The sequence below is a fragment of the gamma proteobacterium symbiont of Scutellera amethystina genome (genome assembly GCF_059730845.1).
Genome location: NZ_AP035935.1, coordinates 1,409,902 through 1,427,157 on the forward strand (window position 1 = coordinate 1,409,902; position 17,256 = coordinate 1,427,157).

17 protein-coding genes are annotated in these 17,256 nt (G+C 56.4%); 9 read left to right on the forward strand and 8 right to left on the reverse strand.

The genetic code is table 11. From position 1 onward, the window contains the following. Nucleotides 1-207: 207 nt before the first annotated feature. Nucleotides 208-972, forward strand: a complete 765-nt coding sequence (gene budC / locus AC6I79_RS06445) for a meso-2,3-butanediol dehydrogenase (protein ID WP_021509195.1) — start codon at nt 208-210, stop codon at nt 970-972. Between the two features lie 56 nt (nt 973-1,028). Here budC and AC6I79_RS06450 read toward each other — a convergent pair whose 3' ends face one another. Further along, nucleotides 1,029-1,898, reverse strand: coding sequence for an MBL fold metallo-hydrolase (locus AC6I79_RS06450; protein WP_159378553.1), 870 nt, complete (start codon nt 1,896-1,898; stop codon nt 1,029-1,031). A gap of 172 nt (nt 1,899-2,070) precedes the next feature. Between AC6I79_RS06450 and AC6I79_RS06455 the strand changes: the two genes are divergently transcribed. Then, on the forward strand, nt 2,071-2,958 hold the full coding sequence (locus AC6I79_RS06455; RefSeq protein ID WP_159378552.1) for a LysR family transcriptional regulator: 888 nt from the start codon (nt 2,071-2,073) through the stop codon (nt 2,956-2,958). A 17-nt stretch (nt 2,959-2,975) separates the two neighbouring features. On the opposite strand, the gene AC6I79_RS06460 is transcribed toward AC6I79_RS06455, so the two are convergent. Next, complete coding sequence (locus AC6I79_RS06460) at nt 2,976-3,872, reverse strand: TIGR01777 family oxidoreductase (protein ID WP_159378551.1); 897 nt, start codon at nt 3,870-3,872, stop codon at nt 2,976-2,978. 204 nt (nt 3,873-4,076) lie between these two features. Here AC6I79_RS06460 and yfcF point away from each other — a divergent pair, with 204 nt between their 5' ends. Together yfcF and yfcD are read left to right on the forward strand one after the other, a co-directional pair. Next, on the forward strand, nt 4,077-4,718 hold the full coding sequence (gene yfcF, locus AC6I79_RS06465; protein ID WP_021509199.1) for a glutathione transferase: 642 nt from the start codon (nt 4,077-4,079) through the stop codon (nt 4,716-4,718). Between the two features lie 105 nt (nt 4,719-4,823). Then, entirely contained in the window at nt 4,824-5,369 is a 546-nt protein-coding gene (gene yfcD, locus AC6I79_RS06470) for an NUDIX hydrolase YfcD (protein ID WP_021509200.1), read from the forward strand. 45 nt (nt 5,370-5,414) lie between these two features. Here yfcD and AC6I79_RS06475 read toward each other — a convergent pair whose 3' ends face one another. From AC6I79_RS06475 to ackA, 3 genes are all read right to left on the reverse strand, one after another. After that, the gene (locus AC6I79_RS06475; RefSeq protein ID WP_159378550.1) at nt 5,415-6,674 is read right to left on the reverse strand and encodes a 4-aminobutyrate--2-oxoglutarate transaminase; all 1,260 of its coding nucleotides are present in this window, start codon (nt 6,672-6,674) and stop codon (nt 5,415-5,417) included. Between the two features lie 146 nt (nt 6,675-6,820). Then, nucleotides 6,821-8,965: a phosphate acetyltransferase gene (pta, locus tag AC6I79_RS06480; protein WP_176428128.1), complete on the reverse strand. Its 2,145-nt coding sequence runs from the start codon at nt 8,963-8,965 to the stop codon at nt 6,821-6,823. A 69-nt stretch (nt 8,966-9,034) separates the two neighbouring features. Next, nucleotides 9,035-10,237, reverse strand: coding sequence for an acetate kinase (ackA, locus tag AC6I79_RS06485; RefSeq protein WP_021509203.1), 1,203 nt, complete (start codon nt 10,235-10,237; stop codon nt 9,035-9,037). A 339-nt stretch (nt 10,238-10,576) separates the two neighbouring features. On the opposite strand from ackA, the gene yfbV reads away from it, so the two are divergent. The 3 genes from yfbV (at nt 10,577) to AC6I79_RS06500 (ending at nt 12,348) form a co-directional block, all read left to right on the forward strand. Continuing rightward, nucleotides 10,577-11,029, forward strand: a complete 453-nt coding sequence (gene yfbV, locus AC6I79_RS06490; protein ID WP_021509204.1) for a terminus macrodomain insulation protein YfbV — start codon at nt 10,577-10,579, stop codon at nt 11,027-11,029. 150 nt (nt 11,030-11,179) lie between these two features. Continuing rightward, the gene (locus AC6I79_RS06495; RefSeq protein WP_021509205.1) at nt 11,180-11,674 is read left to right on the forward strand and encodes a YfbU family protein; all 495 of its coding nucleotides are present in this window, start codon (nt 11,180-11,182) and stop codon (nt 11,672-11,674) included. 14 nt (nt 11,675-11,688) lie between these two features. Then, nucleotides 11,689-12,348 carry a sugar phosphatase gene (locus AC6I79_RS06500; RefSeq protein ID WP_058758436.1) on the forward strand — a complete coding sequence of 220 codons (660 nt, stop codon included), beginning with the start codon at nt 11,689-11,691 and terminating at the stop codon, nt 12,346-12,348. A gap of 25 nt (nt 12,349-12,373) precedes the next feature. On the opposite strand, the gene yfbR is transcribed toward AC6I79_RS06500, so the two are convergent. Both yfbR and AC6I79_RS06510 read right to left on the reverse strand, forming a co-directional pair. Next, entirely contained in the window at nt 12,374-12,973 is a 600-nt protein-coding gene (gene yfbR / locus AC6I79_RS06505; protein ID WP_021509207.1) for a 5'-deoxynucleotidase, read from the reverse strand. A 70-nt stretch (nt 12,974-13,043) separates the two neighbouring features. Further along, on the reverse strand, nt 13,044-14,261 hold the full coding sequence (locus AC6I79_RS06510) for a pyridoxal phosphate-dependent aminotransferase (protein WP_021509208.1): 1,218 nt from the start codon (nt 14,259-14,261) through the stop codon (nt 13,044-13,046). Between the two features lie 965 nt (nt 14,262-15,226). Between AC6I79_RS06510 and lrhA the strand changes: the two genes are divergently transcribed. Beyond that, nucleotides 15,227-16,150 (forward strand): transcriptional regulator LrhA, encoded by a 924-nt coding sequence (gene lrhA / locus AC6I79_RS06515; RefSeq protein ID WP_021509211.1) that lies wholly within the window; start codon nt 15,227-15,229, stop codon nt 16,148-16,150. A 48-nt stretch (nt 16,151-16,198) separates the two neighbouring features. Here the strand turns inward: lrhA and AC6I79_RS06520 are convergent, their stop codons facing one another. Continuing rightward, the gene (locus AC6I79_RS06520; protein WP_021509212.1) at nt 16,199-16,333 is read right to left on the reverse strand and encodes a hypothetical protein; all 135 of its coding nucleotides are present in this window, start codon (nt 16,331-16,333) and stop codon (nt 16,199-16,201) included. Between the two features lie 477 nt (nt 16,334-16,810). On the opposite strand from AC6I79_RS06520, the gene AC6I79_RS06525 reads away from it, so the two are divergent. Beyond that, nucleotides 16,811-17,254, forward strand: coding sequence for an NADH-quinone oxidoreductase subunit A (locus AC6I79_RS06525; protein ID WP_021509213.1), 444 nt, complete (start codon nt 16,811-16,813; stop codon nt 17,252-17,254). Nucleotides 17,255-17,256: the final 2 nt, after the last annotated feature.

Consider the following 17,256-nt stretch of genomic DNA (forward strand, 5'->3'; position numbering starts at 1 on the left):
TCAGTTTTTGTAAATTTTTATGGCGAATGTTAACTGTAGACGGGCTGGGTGGTGACGACCAATAACCGTACAAAAAAGTGCACTATTTGATAATCCGCCGGTTTTTTTCTGAACTAAGCGCCACGTTAAATCTGCAGGCTTCGCTTGAACTCAGCGCGCTGGCTGCCAGGCTTAACCGTTTCAACCACGAAATAACCAGGAGGAAATATGTCGCGCTTTGCAGAGAAAGTGGTGGTGATTACCGGAGCCGGATCCGGCATTGGTGCCGCAGCGGCGCAGCGTTTCGCCAGTGAAGGCGCACAGGTGGTGCTGGTGGGCAGAACCCGCGACAAGCTGGAGCAGGTGCTGAGCACGCTGAGCGGCGAGAAGCATCTGGTGGCACCCTGCGACGTTGGCGATGCGGATCAGGTTAAACAGCTGGCAGAGCAAGTGCAGCAGCAGTATGGACGCGTGGATGTGCTGGTGAATAACGCCGGCAGCATCGTGCAGGGCAAAATTCACGAAGTGTCGATAGCGGACTGGAAATCGCTGATGAGCACTGACCTCGACGGTGTATTTTACTGCACCCACTTCTTTATGCCCGCGCTGCTCAACAGTAAAGGCAACGTGGTGAATACCTCGTCGGTATCCGGACTGGGCGGCGACTGGGGCATGAGTGTCTACAACGCCGCCAAGGGCGCGGTGACCAATTTTACCCGTGCGCTGGCGATGGATTATGGCACGGACGGCGTGCGCGTTAACGCCGTTTGCCCGGGCTTTACCTTCACCGATCTCACCGAAGAGATGAAAAACGATGAGGCGCTGCTCGCACGCTTCTATGACCGTATTCCGCTGGGCCGCGCCGGTGAACCGGAAGATATCGCCAGCGCGATTGCTTTCATCGCCAGCGACGATGCGCGTTATATCACCGGCGTTAACCTGCCGGTCGATGGCGGTCTGACGGCGTCGAACGGCCAGCCGAAACAGGCGTAAGAGATAATAGGCGGAGAATCAGGTGTAATGTCACCGTCAATCCGCCTGTTAGTCGGTCATGGCTCACGCGCTTCGCCATCGTGACACGCTGACACATAGCTGGCCGTATAACCGCCGTTCGCTAACGCCACGATTCTGGCAAAGCCAGACGCGCCAAAATGCATGCCGGCAATCACCGTATTTTCCGCTGCCACCTGCTGCAAAATACGCCGGCGCGTTTCTCTGGCCATGACGGGATCGATATCGAAGGCGATGGAAACCTGCGGGCAGGCCAGCTGAACAGGCGGGTAATGCACAATATCACCCCAAATCAATAAACGCTCGCCGTCTGAATCAATGCGAAACCCGCAATGCCCCGGAGTATGACCGGGCAACGCCAGCGCACGGATTCCCGGGCTGATCTCCTCATCCGCCATCAGCTGCAGCCGCGGGCCATAAGCCTGCAGCGTGCGCCGCACCAGCGCCGCGTTTAACTGCGCGCGTTCACTCAGCTGGCTGATCGCCGCATCATCCTGCCAGAAGGCGGCTTCGCTGTGGCTGAGGCAGAGCCGGGCATGGCGAAAGACCGGCTGACCCGCGCTGTCCAGCAAGCCGCCAATATGATCGGGGTGCGCATGGGTTAATAACAGGGTATCGATGTCGTCCGGCGTTACCCCGGCCAGCTGCAGATGAGGTAGTAGTTTGCCGCTCTGCGCATCGCGTTTTCCCATCCCGGTATCCACCAGAATCACGCGTCCCTGACCGCGGATCAGATAACAAAACACATGGATGTCGCCCGGCTGTGCTATGCCTGCCTGACGTTGCAGATCGACCGCATCGTCGTGGTGGATATCCGTTAATAAACTCAGACTGGCTTGCATAGTGCCGTCGCTGATGGCGCTGACCTGATATTTCCCTGTGGTGTATGAAAATATTGCCTGGCTCATAATGATCTCTGTGCGCTAATTTATTCGTTCACGTTAAACAAAATAACGCGGCAATTTTCGCAGCTGATTAGCGCGATGATAATGCTGCGTCAGTGGCTGTTAGCGCGATAATGACGCTAACGCCGTTAAGGTGACCAGTGTCATTTTTGACAGAGTTGAGACCCGGATTGTCATGGACATAAAAATTTTGCGCGCCTTTGCCACTGTCGCGGCGCTGGAGCATATTGGTCAGGCTGCGGAACGGTTACATATTTCGCCGTCACCGCTTAGCCGGCAAATTCAGCAGCTGGAAAGCGAACTGGGCATGGTGCTGTTTCACCGTGAAAAGAAACGTCTGCGCCTGACGGACGAGGGTAAGCGCTTTCTCACCGAGGTGACGCCCTTTTTGCAGCATCACGAACGGCTAAAAGAGTATGCGCAGCATCTGCAGCAGGGTGACGTCGGGCGGCTGGATATTGGATATGTGGAGGCGGCTATACACTCGCGCCTGCTGCCCGCGGCGCTGGCGCGGCTGGCACCGGGGGCGGGCATTGATGTCCGGCTGCATGCGTTACGTTCCGCACAGCAAATTGCCCGGTTAGAGGCGGGGGCGATCGATATTGCCATTGTGCATACGCTGCCGCACGATGACGCGAATTTTCTGCATAAGAAGATCGCGACCGAGCCGGTGCTGCTGGCGATGCCAGCATCCAGTGCGCTGACCGCACCCGTGGCGGCTGATTTGCACGGCCGGGCGTGGATTGCCGACCAGGAAAATCTCAACCCTGCCGCGCGGGCGCGATTGCTGGCAGCCTGCCAGCGCGCCGGCTTCCAGCCGGATATTCGTTTTGAAGTGAATGGTCCGCTGGCCGCGCTTGCCTGTGTCGAAGCCGGGCTGGGTTTCACCCTTATCCAGCACAGCCTGGCGCGCATCGTTCCGGATAACGTTGTGCTGATGCCGCTACCCGATCTGGCGCTGGAGATTGTGCTATATGCCGTCTGGCGCAGGCAGGATACCCGACCGTTGACGGCGCGTTTTCTGCAGCAGCTTTGCCTCACGCCCGCCGTGGCGCCGCGGTAAGCCTGAGCGGAGGTGCGTCAGCAGGCGACATCCTGCAGCGCTTCCTGCAAATCGTACCAGCGGAAACCAAAGCCGGACTCTTCCAGCCGCTTCGGCAGCACGTGCTGTCCGCCCAGCACCAGCACGGCGGATTCTCCCATCATCAGTTTAATGGCGCTGGCCGGAGTGCGCATAAAGGCCGGACGGTGCATCACCTGGCCCAGCGTGGCGGCGAACTGCTCGTTGCGCACCGCGTAAGGCGCCACCATGTTGAACGGGCCCTGCAACTGATCGTTATCGATCAACCACAGGATGGCGTTGACCAGATCGTCCACGTGGATCCACGGCAGGTACTGTTTGCCGCTGCCAATCGGTCCGCCGACGCCAAGTTTGAACGGCAGCTTCATTTTGCTCAGCGCGCCACCTTCGCGCGCCAGCACCACGCCGGTGCGCAGCAGGCACACGCGGGTGCGCTCGCTTTGCGCCTTCAGCGCCAGCTGCTCCCAGCGGGCGCACAGGGTGTGAGTAAACTCCTCGTGGCCCGGATCGTCCTCGGTCACCACCACATCACCGGTATCACCATAAAAGCCGGTAGCCGAGCCGGAAATCAACAGGCGCGGCGGATTGCTGCTGGCGTGGATCAGCGAGACGATCTGTTCAGTGATTTGCCAGCGGCTTTCGCACAGGCGCTGCTTCTGCTGCTCGGTCCAGCGCTTGTCGGCAATCGGTTCTCCCGCCAGATTGATGACGCCGTCAATAGCATTGAGATCGGACTGCTGGTTAATGCCCGACCACAGCATCACGCGCGCATCGAGTTTTTCCCGCGCGGCCGCCACGTCACGCGTTACCACATTCACCTGATGGCCCAGCTGCAGCAGGCGCGGAATTAAATGGCGACCTATCAAGCCGGTACCGCCGGTAATAAGCAGGTGCATGTTTAGTCTCCCTGTCATTAATTATCTGCTCTGAATTGAGCATAGAAGAGAAGTGCCGCTGCGGCGTGACAGCGCTTACGCTTATGATGAAAAACCGCCAGTTTGCCGTGGTCCTGCGGCAAAACATCGGACCAGCGCGCCATTGCCTTAGCCGGCAAAAATCGGTAAACATTATGCACACCTGACGCTTAGCCGAGGCAGCTGATGAACTATCCCGCCATTACGTTGTGGTCCGATTCCTGTTTTTTTAGCCCGTATGCCATGTCAGTTTATGTTGCGCTTACCGAGAAGGGCATTCCTTTTACTGTCAGGCGCGTTGACCTGTCGCGCAATGCACAGCTTGACGATGAATACCGCGGCCTGTCGCTGACTTGCCGTGTGCCCACGCTGCAAATTGATGATGTCAGCCTGAATGAATCCTCGGCCATCGCCGAATATCTCGAAGAACGTTTTCCGGCGCCGGAGTTTGAGCGCCTCTATCCGCGCGATCGCGAAAAACGTGCCCACGCGCGCGAAGTGCAGGCATGGCTGCGCAGCGATTTACTGGCGCTGCGCACGGAGCGACCTACCGAAGTGCTGTTTGCTGCTGAACGCTTTGCTCCGCTCACGCCCGCTGGCGAACAGGCCGCCAGTAAACTGATTGCCGCGGTGCAGCGCCTGCTGCCGGACGGCCAACAGAACCTGTTTGGCGAGTGGTCGATTGCCGACACCGACCTGGCAGTGATGATTAACCGGCTGGCGCTGCACGGCGATCCGCTGCCGGTGAAGCTGCAGCACTATGCAGAATTCCAGTGGCAGCGCGCCTCGGTGCAGCTGTGGCTGGCCGAGTCGGGTAAAGCACGCTAAAACCTTGCGGCGGCGAAAAGAACGCTTTACCTTAGCGCTCATTCTAATAAAGCATCGCAAACAGGCGCGTGCTGGGCACGCCGAAAACAGAGAAAGGGTTACCGGATGGTGGATCAAACGGCAGGTGACGGTATCGAGTGGGTGGATATCGTTAGCGAAGAAAACGAAGTGATTGCGCAGGCCAGCCGTGCGCAGATGCGTGCGCAATGTCTGCGCCATCGCGCTACCTATATTGTGGTGCACGACGGCATGGGCAAGATTCTGGTGCAACGCCGTACCGAGAGCAAAGATTTCATGCCGGGTATGCTGGATGCCACTGCGGGCGGCGTAGTGCAAAGCGGTGAAGACCTGCTGGAATCCGCCCGTCGTGAAGCGGAAGAGGAGCTCGGCATCGCCGATGTCCCGTTCGCCGAGCACGGCAAATTCTACTTCGAAGATCAGCACTGCCGCGTATGGGGTGGACTGTTCAGCTGCGTGTCGCACGGTCCGTTTGCCATGCAGGAAGAGGAAGTGGATGAAGTGTTCTGGATGACGCCGGAAGAGATCACCGCCCGCTGTGATGAATTCACCGATGATTCACTCAAAGCCCTGTCGCTGTGGCTGAGCCGCAACAGTGACGCGGTGCGCAGTAAGCAAAGCAGCGAAGCCTGATTCCTGCGCTTCCGCATTAAGGCACCCTAAGGGTGCCTTTTGTGTTTAATGCTGGCTGAGAATACGGGTGAGAATGTTCAGCGCCGTACTGAACTGGGCGTCCGGAATGGTTAGCGGATAAAGAAAGCGGATCACGTTGCTGTGCACGCCGCAGGTCAGCAGGATCAATCCTTCGGCCAGCGCCTGCTGCTGAATCGCTTTGGCGATCTCCGCTGAGGGCCGGCCGCTGGCGTCATGGAATTCCGCCGCCATCATCGAGCCATAACCGCGTACCTCGGCCAGCGCACGGCAGCCGGCGCCGTTCAACGCTTCCGCCAGCTGCGTACCGAGCCATTGCGCACGCTCGCACAAGTTTTCCTCACTGATAATATCCAGCACCGCATGCGCGGCGGCAATTGCCAGCGGATGGCCGGCATAGGTGCCGCCCAGACCGCCCGGCTCCGGTGCATCCATCACCGCGGCCCGGCCGCTCACCGCCGACAGCGGAAACCCGCCTGCCAGACTTTTCGCCAGTGTGATCAGATCCGGCTGCACCTCATAATATTCGCTGGCAAACAGCCTGCCGGTGCGCGCAAAACCGCTCTGTACTTCATCGGCGATCAGCAGGATGCCGTGGCGATCGCACAGCTGGCGCAGCGCCGTCACAAACTCTGGCGGTGCGACATAAAATCCGCCTTCGCCCTGAACCGGTTCAAAGATGATGGCCGCCACCTGCTGTGGCGCGATATCGCTGCGGAAAATCGTCTCCAGACTGTCGAGCGCATCATGCACGCTGACGTTATGCAGCGCATTGGGGTAGCGCGCGTGAAACACCGGGCTGGCAAACGGGCCGAAGCCGGTTTTGTAAGGCAGCACTTTGCCGGTCAGCGCCATGGTCATGTTGGTGCGGCCGTGGAACGCGCCGCTGAAGGCGATAATCCCCGGGCGACCGGTGGCTGCGCGCGCGATTTTCACCGCGTTCTCTACCGCCTCCGCGCCGGTAGAGAAGAAGGTGGTTTTCACGGCGCCTTCAATCGGCACCAGCGCATTCAGACGCTCCGCAAGGTGAATGTAGTTCTCATACGGCACGATTTGAAACGCGGTATGGGTGAAGCACGTCAGCTGCTGCTGTACCGCCGCCAGCACTTTGGGATGCCGGTGGCCGGTATTGAGCACCGCAATGCCAGCGGCGAAATCAATATATTCGCGCCCCTGCTGGTCCCACAGCGTGGCGTTTTCGGCTTTCGCCGCAAAGAAATCACACATCACGCCCACTCCACGCGGCGTGGCCTGTAACCGACGGCTGTGCACATCACTGTTGCTCATTGCTGACCTCGTAAGTCGCGGGAGAGTGTAATCAGTGTTAGCGCGCAGGCGGGATTTTGCCAGTGCGTTTATACGGGCAGGGTTGTGGCGCAGGATAAAAAAAAGCACGCCCGGGCGGGCGTGCTGATGCGGAGCGGGGAAGGGGATTAGCCTTCAGCCTGCTGCGACTGAATCGCCGTCAGCGCAATGGTGTAGACGATATCATCGACCAGCGCACCGCGTGACAGGTCGTTAACCGGTTTGCGCATGCCCTGCAGCATCGGCCCGATGGAGATCAGGTCGGCAGAACGCTGCACCGCTTTGTAAGTGGTGTTACCGGTGTTGAGATCCGGGAAGATAAATACCGTCGCACGTCCGGCCACCGCTGAGTTCGGTGCTTTAGACTTGGCGACGTCTTCCATGATCGCGGCGTCGTACTGCAGCGGGCCGTCGATCACCAGATCCGGGCGTTTTTCCTGCGCAATGCGCGTTGCTTCACGCACTTTCTCTACGTCACTACCGGCACCGGAGTTACCGGTAGAGTAGGAGATCATCGCCACGCGTGGATCGATGCCGAAGGCTTTGGCGGAGTCGGCGGACTGAATCGCGATCTCGGCCAGCTGTTCCGGATTAGGATCCGGGTTGATGGCGCAGTCGCCGTATACCAGCACCTGCTCTGGCAGCAGCATGAAGAACACCGAGGAGACCAGCGAGCTGTTCGGCGCGGTTTTGATCAGCTGCAACGGCGGACGAATGGTGTTGGCGGTGGTGTGAACCGCGCCCGAGACCAGACCGTCAACTTCGCCGCTCTCCAGCATCATGGTGCCCAGCACCACGTTATCTTCCAGCTGCTCCTGCGCCACCACTTCGGTCATGCCTTTGCTCTTACGCAGCTCAACCAGGCGCGGCACGTAGTTGTCACGCACCACCTGCGGATCGACAATTTCAATGCCTTTGCCGAGCTCAACGCCCTGCGCTGCGGCCACGCGCTGAATCTCATCCGGATTGCCCAGCAGCACACAGGTGGCGATGCCGCGCTCGGCACAAATCGCCGCCGCTTTAACGGTACGCGGTTCGTCGCCTTCCGGCAGGACGATGCGCTTGCCGGCTTTACGCGCCAGTTCGGTGAGCTGATAGCGGAATGCCGGCGGTGACAGACGACGGCTGCGTTCGGATGTGGCGGTCAGTGATTCAACCCAGTCAGCATTGATAAAGCCGGCCACATACTCCTGCACTTTTTCGATGCGCTGCGTGTCGTCAGCCGGCACTTCCAGGTTAAAGCTCTGCAGGCTGAGCGAGGTTTGCCAGGTGTTGGTTTTTACCATGAACACCGGCAGGCCGGTCTGGAAGGCGCGTTCGCACAGACGGGCAATCGGCGCTTCAATCTGATAGCCGCCGGTCAGCAGCACCGCACCAATTTCGATGCCGTTCATCGCCGCCAGACAGGCCGCCACCAGCACGTCAGGACGGTCGGCTGAGGTCACCAGTAGCGAGCCCGGACGGAAGTGCTCCAGCATATGCGGGATGCTGCGCGCGCAGAAGGTGACGGATTTGACGCGACGCGTGTGGATTTCACCTTCGTTGATGATCTCCGCGTTGAGATGGCGGCACATATCAATGGCGCGCGTCGCGATCAGATCAAAGCTCCACGGCACGCAGCCCAGCACCGGCAGCGGGCTGTTGGCGAACAGTTGCTTAGGATCGATGTTGGCGATACTGGCTTTCGAGGAGTCGTCGAAAATTTCTGACAGATCCGGACGGGTACGGCCCTGCTCATCCACTGGCGCGTTGAGTTTGTTGATGATGACGCCGGTGATGTTTTTGTTTTTGCTGCCGCCGAAGCTGCTCTGCGTCAGTTCGATGCGCTCTTTCAGCTGTGCCGGTGAGTCGTTACCCAGCGACATGACGAAGACGATTTCCGCATTCAGCGTTTTGGCAATTTCATAGTTCAGCGCCGAGGCAAACTGATGTTTGCGCGTCGGAACCAGGCCTTCCACCAGCACCACTTCCGCATCTTTGGCGTTGGCGTGGTAGTTGGCAATGATCTCTTCCATCAGCACATCCTGCTGGTTAGAACCCAGCAGCGACTCAACGCGGGACATTGGCAGCGGAACCGCGGCCGGAATAGCGGAGTTTTTGCGAATGATGGTGGTGGTCTGGTCTGGCGCATCGCCGCCAGCGCGCGGCTGGGCGATCGGTTTGAACACGCTCAGGCGCACGCCTTTGCGCTCCATGGCACGAATCACGCCAAGGCTGACGCTGGTCAGGCCGACGCTGGTGCCGGTAGGAATAAGCATAATTGTACGTGACACTATAGAAACCTCGCGGTGTTACAGGGTGTCAAAAACAACACCGTCAGCCGAAGCTGACGGAGAGAAACATTACGCGGTGAGGCGCGCGGCGTCCTGGGCGATGACCCACTCTTCATTAGTTGGAATCACCACCGCCGGGCGGGTACCTTCTTTATTGATGAAGCCGGACTTGCCGAAGCGTGCAGCCAGGTTGCGCTCGTGGTCAACCTCGAAGCCAAGCAGACCCAGTTTGTCCAGCGCCAGCTCACGCACCATCGCCGCGTTTTCACCGATACCGCCGGTAAACACCACCGCATCCAGACGGCCTTCCATCAGCGCGGTGTAGCTGCCGATGTACTTCGCCAGGCGGTGACAGAACACATCCATCGCACGTTTGGCATCGTCTTTGGTGGCGTAGTTATCTTCCACATAACGGCAGTCGCTGGTGACTTCGGTCAGGCCGAGCAGGCCGGACTCTTTGGTCAGCAGTTTGTTGATCGCATCGACGCTCATGCCCAGCGTATCGTGCAGGAAGAAGACGATAGCCGGATCGATGTCACCGCTGCGGGTGCCCATCACCAGGCCTTCCAGCGGCGTCAGACCCATTGAGGTATCCACGCACTGGCCGTTACGGATGGCCGCAACAGAACCGCCGTTGCCGAGATGGCAGGTGATGATGTTCAGCTCGCTGACCGGCTTGTTCAGCATTTTGGCGGCTTCCTGCGTCACATAGTAGTGACTGGTGCCGTGCGCGCCGTAGCGGCGCACGCCGTGCTCTTTATACAGGTTGTACGGCAGGGCATAGAGATAGGACTCTTCCGGCATCGTCTGATGGAAGGCGGTGTCGAAAACGGCGACATTTTTATCCGACAGGTGCGGGAAGTTTTTCATCGCTTCGTCGATACCGATCAGGTGCGCCGGATTGTGCAGTGGCGCGAAGGATGACGCGTCTTTGATGCCCTGAATGACGGACTCGTCAATCACCACCGATTGCGTCAGCTGCTCGCCGCCGTGAACGATACGATGGCCGATTGCAGCGATTTGTGCCGAAAGCTCTGGTTTTTGTGCCAGAATAGTTTTAACGATGAAGTTCAGCGCTTCGCTGTGCGCTGCGCCCGCGCCGAGCGGGGCTTCCTGTTTGCTGCCGTCCAGTTTCCACTTGATGCGCGCTTCCGGCAGGTGGAAACACTCCGCCAGACCGGAAAGGTATTCATCACCGCTGGCTGGATTGAGAATGGCAAACTTAAGAGAGGAGCTGCCGCAGTTGAGGACCAGTACTAACTTCGTCGACATGGAAGTACCTATTTTGTTAAATAGTGGCTAAAAATAACGCAATCAGACTAACAGCGTAGCCTATGAAAGCTGGTAGATTAATGATTAACATCATGCGCTAGTCAAAAAAGAAACGACACGCAAAAAATTTCGGTAATTTTACGCAGATTTTTGAAATCCACGAAGCGAAACATGGCTCCAGCGCGCTCTTTTATTGCGCTGCGGCTTCCGGTAATGTTGCAAAAACGGCGTCAGAATACCCACTGTGACCCGCAAAGACAAAATCTTTTGAAGGATGTCACGTAAAGTTGTGTAGTTATAAAATTTTTTTAAATGTTGCAGTAATAGTTGAGGTCTACCATGGCGAATGACGCAGGCAATCCAGGCTGGTTCGGCTTATTTCAGCGCGGCCAGCACTACATGAAAACCTGGCCCGCCGACAAACGTCTGGCGCCGGTGTTTCCTGAGAACCGTGTGGTGACGGCTACCCGCTTTGCGATTCGCTTTATGCCACCGCTGGCCATTTTTACGCTGACGTGGCAAATCGCGCTCGGCGGGCAGCTCGGTCCGGCGATTGCCACCGCGCTGTTTGCCTGTAGCCTGCCGATGCAGGGATTATGGTGGCTGGGTAAACGTTCCGTCACGCCGCTGCCGCCAACGCTGTTGCACTGGTTCCACGAAGTGCGCGCCAAACTGGAAGAGGCCGGACAGGCCATTGCCCCCGTTGACGGCAAGCCGACTTACCAGGCGCTGGCGGATGTGCTCAAGCGTGCTTTTAAGCAGCTCGACCGTACTTTCCTCGACGATCTTTGATCAAATGGCGCTTTTCTCTGCCAGAGAATTTGCGCCCAATCCCGGCTCAAATCAAAGAATAGTGATGCGGACATACACGCATCGCTTTCGTTGTGTAATCATTTCTGCATTGTTTAAATCTTAAGCGGCCCTGCGGCCCGGGAGTAAACCATGGAAATGACCCATGCACAGCGACTGATTCTTTCTAATCAATACCAGATGATGGCGATGCTTGAGCCGGATAACGCCGAGCGCTATCGCCGCTATCAGACCATTATCGAACGCGGCTATGGACTGCAATTGCGCGAGCTGGACAAAGAGTTCGGCGAACTGAGCGAGGCGACCTGCCGTACGCTGATCGACATTATGGAAATGCATCATGCGCTGCATGTTTCCTGGTCCAATCACAAAGCGCCGTGCAACATTGAAGAGCGTCGCCTGGCGTTTCTCGGCTTTGACGCGGCCACCGAAGCGCGTTACCTCGGCTATGTGCGCTTTATGGTTAACGTGGAAGGGCGCTATACCCACTTTGATTCCGGCACCCACGGCTTCAATGCGCAAACCCCGATGTGGGAAAAATACCAACGCATGCTGGCGGTGTGGCACACTTGTCCGCGTCAGTATCACCTCAGCGAGAATGAGATCGCGCAAATCCTCAATGCCTGAATAAGGAGCAACGTGTGAAGTACAGGGGTTTTCTGTTTGATTTAGACGGGACGCTGGTGGATTCACTGCCGGCCGTGAATCGCGCCTGGTCACGCTGGGGCGCGCGCCACGGCCTGGCCGCGCAGCAGGTGCTGGACTACATTCACGGCAAACCGGCGATCAATTCGCTGCGCCACTTTATGGCGGGCCAGTCTGAAGCAGCGATCCAGGCTGAATTTCGCTGGCTGGAGCAGCTGGAAGCAGAAGACACGGCAGGCGTGCAGGCGATTGCCGGTGCACACGCGTTGCTGGCCACCCTGAACGCACTCGACATTCCCTGGGCGATTGTGACCTCGGGATCGATCCCGGTGGCGCATGCCCGTCACAAAGCGGCCGGTTTACCGCTGCCGGAAGTGTTTATTACCGCCGAGAACATTAAATTCGGTAAGCCCAATCCTGAACCTTATTTGCTGGGTGCTGAGCGGCTCGGGCTTTCTGCGCCAGAATGCGTGGTGGTGGAAGATGCACCGGCGGGCATTATCGCCGGGCTGGAAGCAGGCAGCGCGGTGGTGGCGGTCAATCCACCAGCCGATGCGCCACGCCTGAGTGAAGTGGCGCTGCAGGTGGAAAATCTGCAGCCGCTGCACATCAGTAAACAGCCGGACGGTTATTTCAGCGTGACGCTCCGCGCCTGAAACAGCCCACGCTGAGCGGCGCAGATTACAGCGGCGTATCCTGGGAAATTTCATCCAGCGACAGGCTGAAGCTGGGGATGAAGACTTCAACGAAGTAATCCATCTCCGGCGATCGCCGCTGCGCCAGCGTCTTCTCCAGACGGGCTTTGGCCAGCAGAAACTCGTTGTTGCCGGCCGACAGTTCTTCAAGGCACTTAAGGTAGGCGCACAGCGCATCAGCCTGTTTCACCACCGCCTGCTCGCTCTCGCTATGCAGGTGCTCATCCAGCAGCGGACGATACGCGTCCTGCAACTCAGGTGGCAGCATCTCAATCAGCTTGTGCTGCGCAATCTTTTCGATCTTCTTGTATTCATGGGCAATCTGCGCGTTGTAGTACTTCACCGGCGTGGGCAGATCGCCGGTCAGCACTTCGCTGGCATCGTGATACAGCGCCAGCATGGCGATGCGATCGGCATTCAGATTGCCGTTAAATTTTTTGTTTTTAATGATGGCCAGCGCGTGCGCCACCATGGCGACCTGCAGACTGTGCTCGGAGACATTTTCCGTGCGCACATTGCGCATCAGCGGCCAGCGGTTGATGAGTTTCAGGCGGGAGAGGTGGGCGAAAAAGTGGCTACGGGTCATGGACGGTTCCTGTTGCACGGCGGGGAGCTTGTGCGGCTCCCCGAAAGTCAAACAGTATACGCGTCACAGATTACTGGCGATAGCCTTGCAGGAAGCGACCAAACTTGTTGATGGCCATCTCGAGGTCGTCCACGCGCGGCAGGGTAACGATGCGCACGTGATCCGGCCACGGCCAGTTAAAGGCGGTGCCCTGCACCAGCAGCACTTTTTCCTGCAGCAGGAAATCCAGCACCATTTTCTGGTCGTCCATGATGTTGAATTTCTTCGCATCGATGCGCGGGAACATATACAGCGCGCCCTGCGGCTTCACGCAGCTGACGCCGGGAATATCGTTGATCAGTTCCCAGGCGCGCTGGCGCTGCTCGAACAGCCGTCCACCCGGCGCGATAAACTCGCTGATGCTTTGATAGCCGCCCAGCGCAGTCTGAATGGCATGCTGCGCTGGCACGTTAGCGCACAGACGCATCGAGGCCAGCATCTCCAGACCTTCGATATAGCCTTTGGCGTGCTTCTTCGGTCCGTTCAGTACCATCCAGCCCTGGCGGAAACCGGCCACGCGGTAGGTTTTGGACAGCCCGTTGAAGGTCACGGTCAGCAGATCCGGTGCCAGCGCGGCAATCGAATGATGCTGGGCTTCGTCATACAGAATCTTGTCGTAGATCTCGTCGGCGAAGATGATCAGGTTATGCTGGCGGGCGATCTCCACAATCTCCAGCAGCAGCTCTTTGCTGTACACCGCACCGGTCGGGTTGTTGGGGTTGATGATCACGATCCCGCGGGTACGCGGCGTGATTTTGCTGCGGATATCATCCAGATCCGGGAACCAGCCCGCGGATTCGTCGCACAGATAGTGCACCGCTTTGCCGCTCGACAGCGAAACCGCCGCCGTCCACAGCGGATAATCTGGCGCGGGCACCAGCATCTCATCGCCGCTGTTCAGCAGCGCCTGCATCGCCTGCACGATCAGTTCAGACACACCGTTGCCAATATAGATATCTTCTACCGTAACGTCGCGCATGTCGCGCGCCTGGTAGTGCTGCATGATGGCTTTACGTGCTGAATAGAGACCTTTCGAGTCGCAATAGCCTTGCGCGCTCGGCAGGTTACGAATCACGTCTACCAGGATTTCATCAGGGGCTTCAAAACCAAACGGGGCAGGGTTGCCGATGTTGAGTTTGAGAACTTTGTTGCCTTCTTCTTCGAGACGTTTAGCTTCTTTCAGTACCGGGCCACGAATGTCGTAACAGACATTTTCCAGCTTGCCGGATTTATCAATTTGAAAATTCATCGTTACCGCCTTAATGGGCAGAGTCCTTTTAACCTGCCACTAAAATCAAACCTGCTCAATTTACTCCTCTCACCGTAACAAAAGAAGGGCAGCGCTGGGTTTTGGCGCGATAGCCAGGCTTTGCCGGATTCAGTGGCGCGAAACGCATTTTTAACTATTAAAACTGGTTTAATTATCTATTAAAATGGCAGGAATCAACATTAAATGCTTGCGCTGATCGGGTCGCCTGTAAACCGGGATATCCAGCCGCGCGCCGCGCCATTCAGCAATTTTTCATTTAACTGCGGTCTGAGGAATGGTTAGCGACTTGATGAAATAGTTAAAGGAATCTTGTTAGATGCCGAAAAAATGTGCAGCAATGATTAAGCACTATCTGGCATGAGGCGATGACGACGGTTATTTGCTTTGCCAGGCGGTTGAAACCAGGCCCCGTCAGCCGGGGATAAAACCGCGTGGCAGCGGCTTAAATAGCATTTACGCTGTCACTTTAACGCTTATCATTCAGTTTAAGAACCAGGCGGGTTAAAAAATCAGCAGCGTTGTGGCAGGATGTGCCGGAAATGGCTTTTGGTCAAAAATTACGATGTTTTGAACAAAAACATTTCCATTTATAGCGTAAAAATGATTAAGTATAATTTATTATTTGATGCACTTTATCGCTTCGCATCAGCATAACAAGATGTTATTCCTTTTTGCCCCGCAGGACAGTTTGGCGGGAAACCAGGCAACTACACAGCTTCCAGCAACGTTCTACTGACGTCCCTGGCCCAGGAAGTTGTTCTGACTTTTACGACGCCCTTGCCCGTTTTGCGGTGATGTGTTCGTCGGCATCCGCCTGACTCGATTTTTTCATGAGCGCCTTCACACAGGGCGATCATTAAGCACCATTACCACTTATCTCTTTGATAAGTATGGTAATACACCAGGGTAGTAGTTTCAAAAAATCTTATAAGTGAAGAAATAACATGACTAATGCAAATCGTCCGATACTGAATCTCGACCTCGATCTGCTGCGTACTTTTGTCGCCGTTGCTGACCTGAATACCTTTGCAGCCGCCGCTGCAGCAGTATGCAGAACGCAATCAGCCGTAAGCCAGCAGATGCAACGTCTGGAACAATTGGTAGGTAAAGAGCTGTTTGCCAGACATGGACGTAACAAATTGCTGACTGAGCATGGCATTCAGCTGCTTGGCTACGCCAGGAAGATCCTGCGTTTCAACGATGAAGCCTGCACTTCTTTAATGTACAGCAATATCCAGGGCGTGCTGACGATTGGCGCGTCTGACGATACCTCTGATACCATTCTGCCGTTTCTGCTTAACCGCGTAACGTCAGTGTATCCGAAACTGGCAATCGACGTCCGCGTGAAGCGTAATCCGTTTATGATGGAAATGCTGAACCAGGGCGAAGTGGATCTGGTGGTGACTACCTCCAGTCCGGGTAACTTCACCTACCAGGTGCTGCGCACCTCGCCAACGCTGTGGTACTGCGCGGCAGATTACATTTTCCAGCGCGGTGAAGCCATTCCGCTGGTGCTGCTGGATGAGCCAAGCCCGTACCGTGACATGGCAATCGATCATCTCAACGAAGCGGGTATCCCGTGGCGTATCTCCTACGTGGCTTCCACGCTGGCAGCGGTACGCGCGGCGGTAAAAGCGGGGCTGGGTGTTACCGCGCGTCCGGTTGAAATGATGAGCCCGGAACTGCGCGTGATGGGGGCGGCAGAAGGCCTGCCGGTGCTGCCGGATACGCAATATCTGCTGTGCCGTAATCCGGACAGCGATAATGAGCTGGCACTGGCCATCTTCAACGCGATGCAGTCCACTAACGATCCTTACAATCTGAGCGCGAATCCGGACGGTACGCTGCTGCTGGATGATGAAGAGTAAGGTTGACCGTTACTGGTAATCCGTCACAACCGGCATGCCAGATAATTGTTAAAAGTTAGAGAAAAGAGCCTTAGCCTGATGAAAATCAGCTAAGGCTTTTTTTATGGCGGTTATTTCCGCTTTTTTAGCACGATTTGCACCTGATAATTTCACTAACTTCCTGAAAAGTGAAATGTGTTTCATTTTCATCCTGCGCGGAATTTATTTATCATTTCGTGCCAACTTTATCTCCGCCTGTCGCCAGACCGCCTGCCGGTTTTTCCAGCAAAAAACGTCAATATGTGTTCTGGATCAAAAAAATACCCCCGATAAGGGGGGGGAAATCCGCGCAAGACCTGTCAAACTATGATTGTTAAACGCACGATCCATGCATGTGAATACCCGCTACACTGAAATTAACCGTACAAACTGAAGCGATTTAGCTGGCGCTCAGGGGTGCATATGTTAATAATATGATGCGGGTGTAAATTAATGTTTGGATACTTTTGTCAAAGTTGACAAAAGGTTATAGAAAGGAGTAAAAAACCCCATAAAATTGCTGCTTAATTGATAAAGACAGCAAAGTTTATAAGGTTTTTTATCCTTCCCTTGAATCGATGTGGTGTGTTTGCTGCGACAGTGCAGGATGCCATCGCCACTTTTGATGAGTAAGCAAAGAGTATGTCAACAACCACAGAAGTCATCGCTCATCACTGGGCGTTTATTGTTTTCATTGTTATCGCGTTTGGCCTGTGTGCCTTTATGTTAACCGGTGGCTGGTTGTTAGGTGGACGTGCACGCGCGCGCCATAAAGACACGCCGTTTGAATCCGGTATCGAATCCGTCGGTGATACCCATATCCGCCTCTCGGCAAAATTCTATCTGGTTGCGATGTTTTTCGTCATTTTCGACGTCGAAGCCCTCTATCTATACGCATGGTCGACCTCCATTCGCGAAAGCGGCTGGGTCGGCTTTGTCGAAGCCGCAATTTTCATTTTGGTGCTCCTGGCAGGCCTGGTTTATCTGGTGCGCATCGGTGCGCTGGATTGGGCGCCTGCGCGTCGTCGCGTAGTCGTCAAATCGAGCCCGGTCAGCCACAGTCACACCAACCCTCATAAGCAGTAAAA

Excerpts from the sequence above, each read along its gene's own strand:
- AC6I79_RS06510 (WP_021509208.1), bottom strand. The coding sequence starts at position 14,261 with ATGAATTTTCAAATTGATAAATCCGGCAAGCTGGAAAATGTCTGTTAC.
- yfbV (WP_021509204.1), top strand. The coding sequence starts at position 10,577 with ATGGCGAATGACGCAGGCAATCCAGGCTGGTTCGGCTTATTTCAGCGC.
- AC6I79_RS06520 (WP_021509212.1), bottom strand. The coding sequence starts at position 16,333 with ATGAAACACATTTCACTTTTCAGGAAGTTAGTGAAATTATCAGGTGCA.
- AC6I79_RS06460 (WP_159378551.1), bottom strand. The coding sequence starts at position 3,872 with ATGCACCTGCTTATTACCGGCGGTACCGGCTTGATAGGTCGCCATTTA.
- lrhA (WP_021509211.1), top strand. The coding sequence starts at position 15,227 with ATGACTAATGCAAATCGTCCGATACTGAATCTCGACCTCGATCTGCTG.
- yfcD (WP_021509200.1), top strand. The coding sequence starts at position 4,824 with ATGGTGGATCAAACGGCAGGTGACGGTATCGAGTGGGTGGATATCGTT.
- AC6I79_RS06495 (WP_021509205.1), top strand. The coding sequence starts at position 11,180 with ATGGAAATGACCCATGCACAGCGACTGATTCTTTCTAATCAATACCAG.
- budC (WP_021509195.1), top strand. The coding sequence starts at position 208 with ATGTCGCGCTTTGCAGAGAAAGTGGTGGTGATTACCGGAGCCGGATCC.
- AC6I79_RS06475 (WP_159378550.1), bottom strand. The coding sequence starts at position 6,674 with ATGAGCAACAGTGATGTGCACAGCCGTCGGTTACAGGCCACGCCGCGT.
- yfcF (WP_021509199.1), top strand. The coding sequence starts at position 4,077 with ATGAACTATCCCGCCATTACGTTGTGGTCCGATTCCTGTTTTTTTAGC.
- AC6I79_RS06525 (WP_021509213.1), top strand. The coding sequence starts at position 16,811 with ATGTCAACAACCACAGAAGTCATCGCTCATCACTGGGCGTTTATTGTT.
- yfbR (WP_021509207.1), bottom strand. The coding sequence starts at position 12,973 with ATGACCCGTAGCCACTTTTTCGCCCACCTCTCCCGCCTGAAACTCATC.
- ackA (WP_021509203.1), bottom strand. The coding sequence starts at position 10,237 with ATGTCGACGAAGTTAGTACTGGTCCTCAACTGCGGCAGCTCCTCTCTT.
- AC6I79_RS06455 (WP_159378552.1), top strand. The coding sequence starts at position 2,071 with ATGGACATAAAAATTTTGCGCGCCTTTGCCACTGTCGCGGCGCTGGAG.
- AC6I79_RS06450 (WP_159378553.1), bottom strand. The coding sequence starts at position 1,898 with ATGAGCCAGGCAATATTTTCATACACCACAGGGAAATATCAGGTCAGC.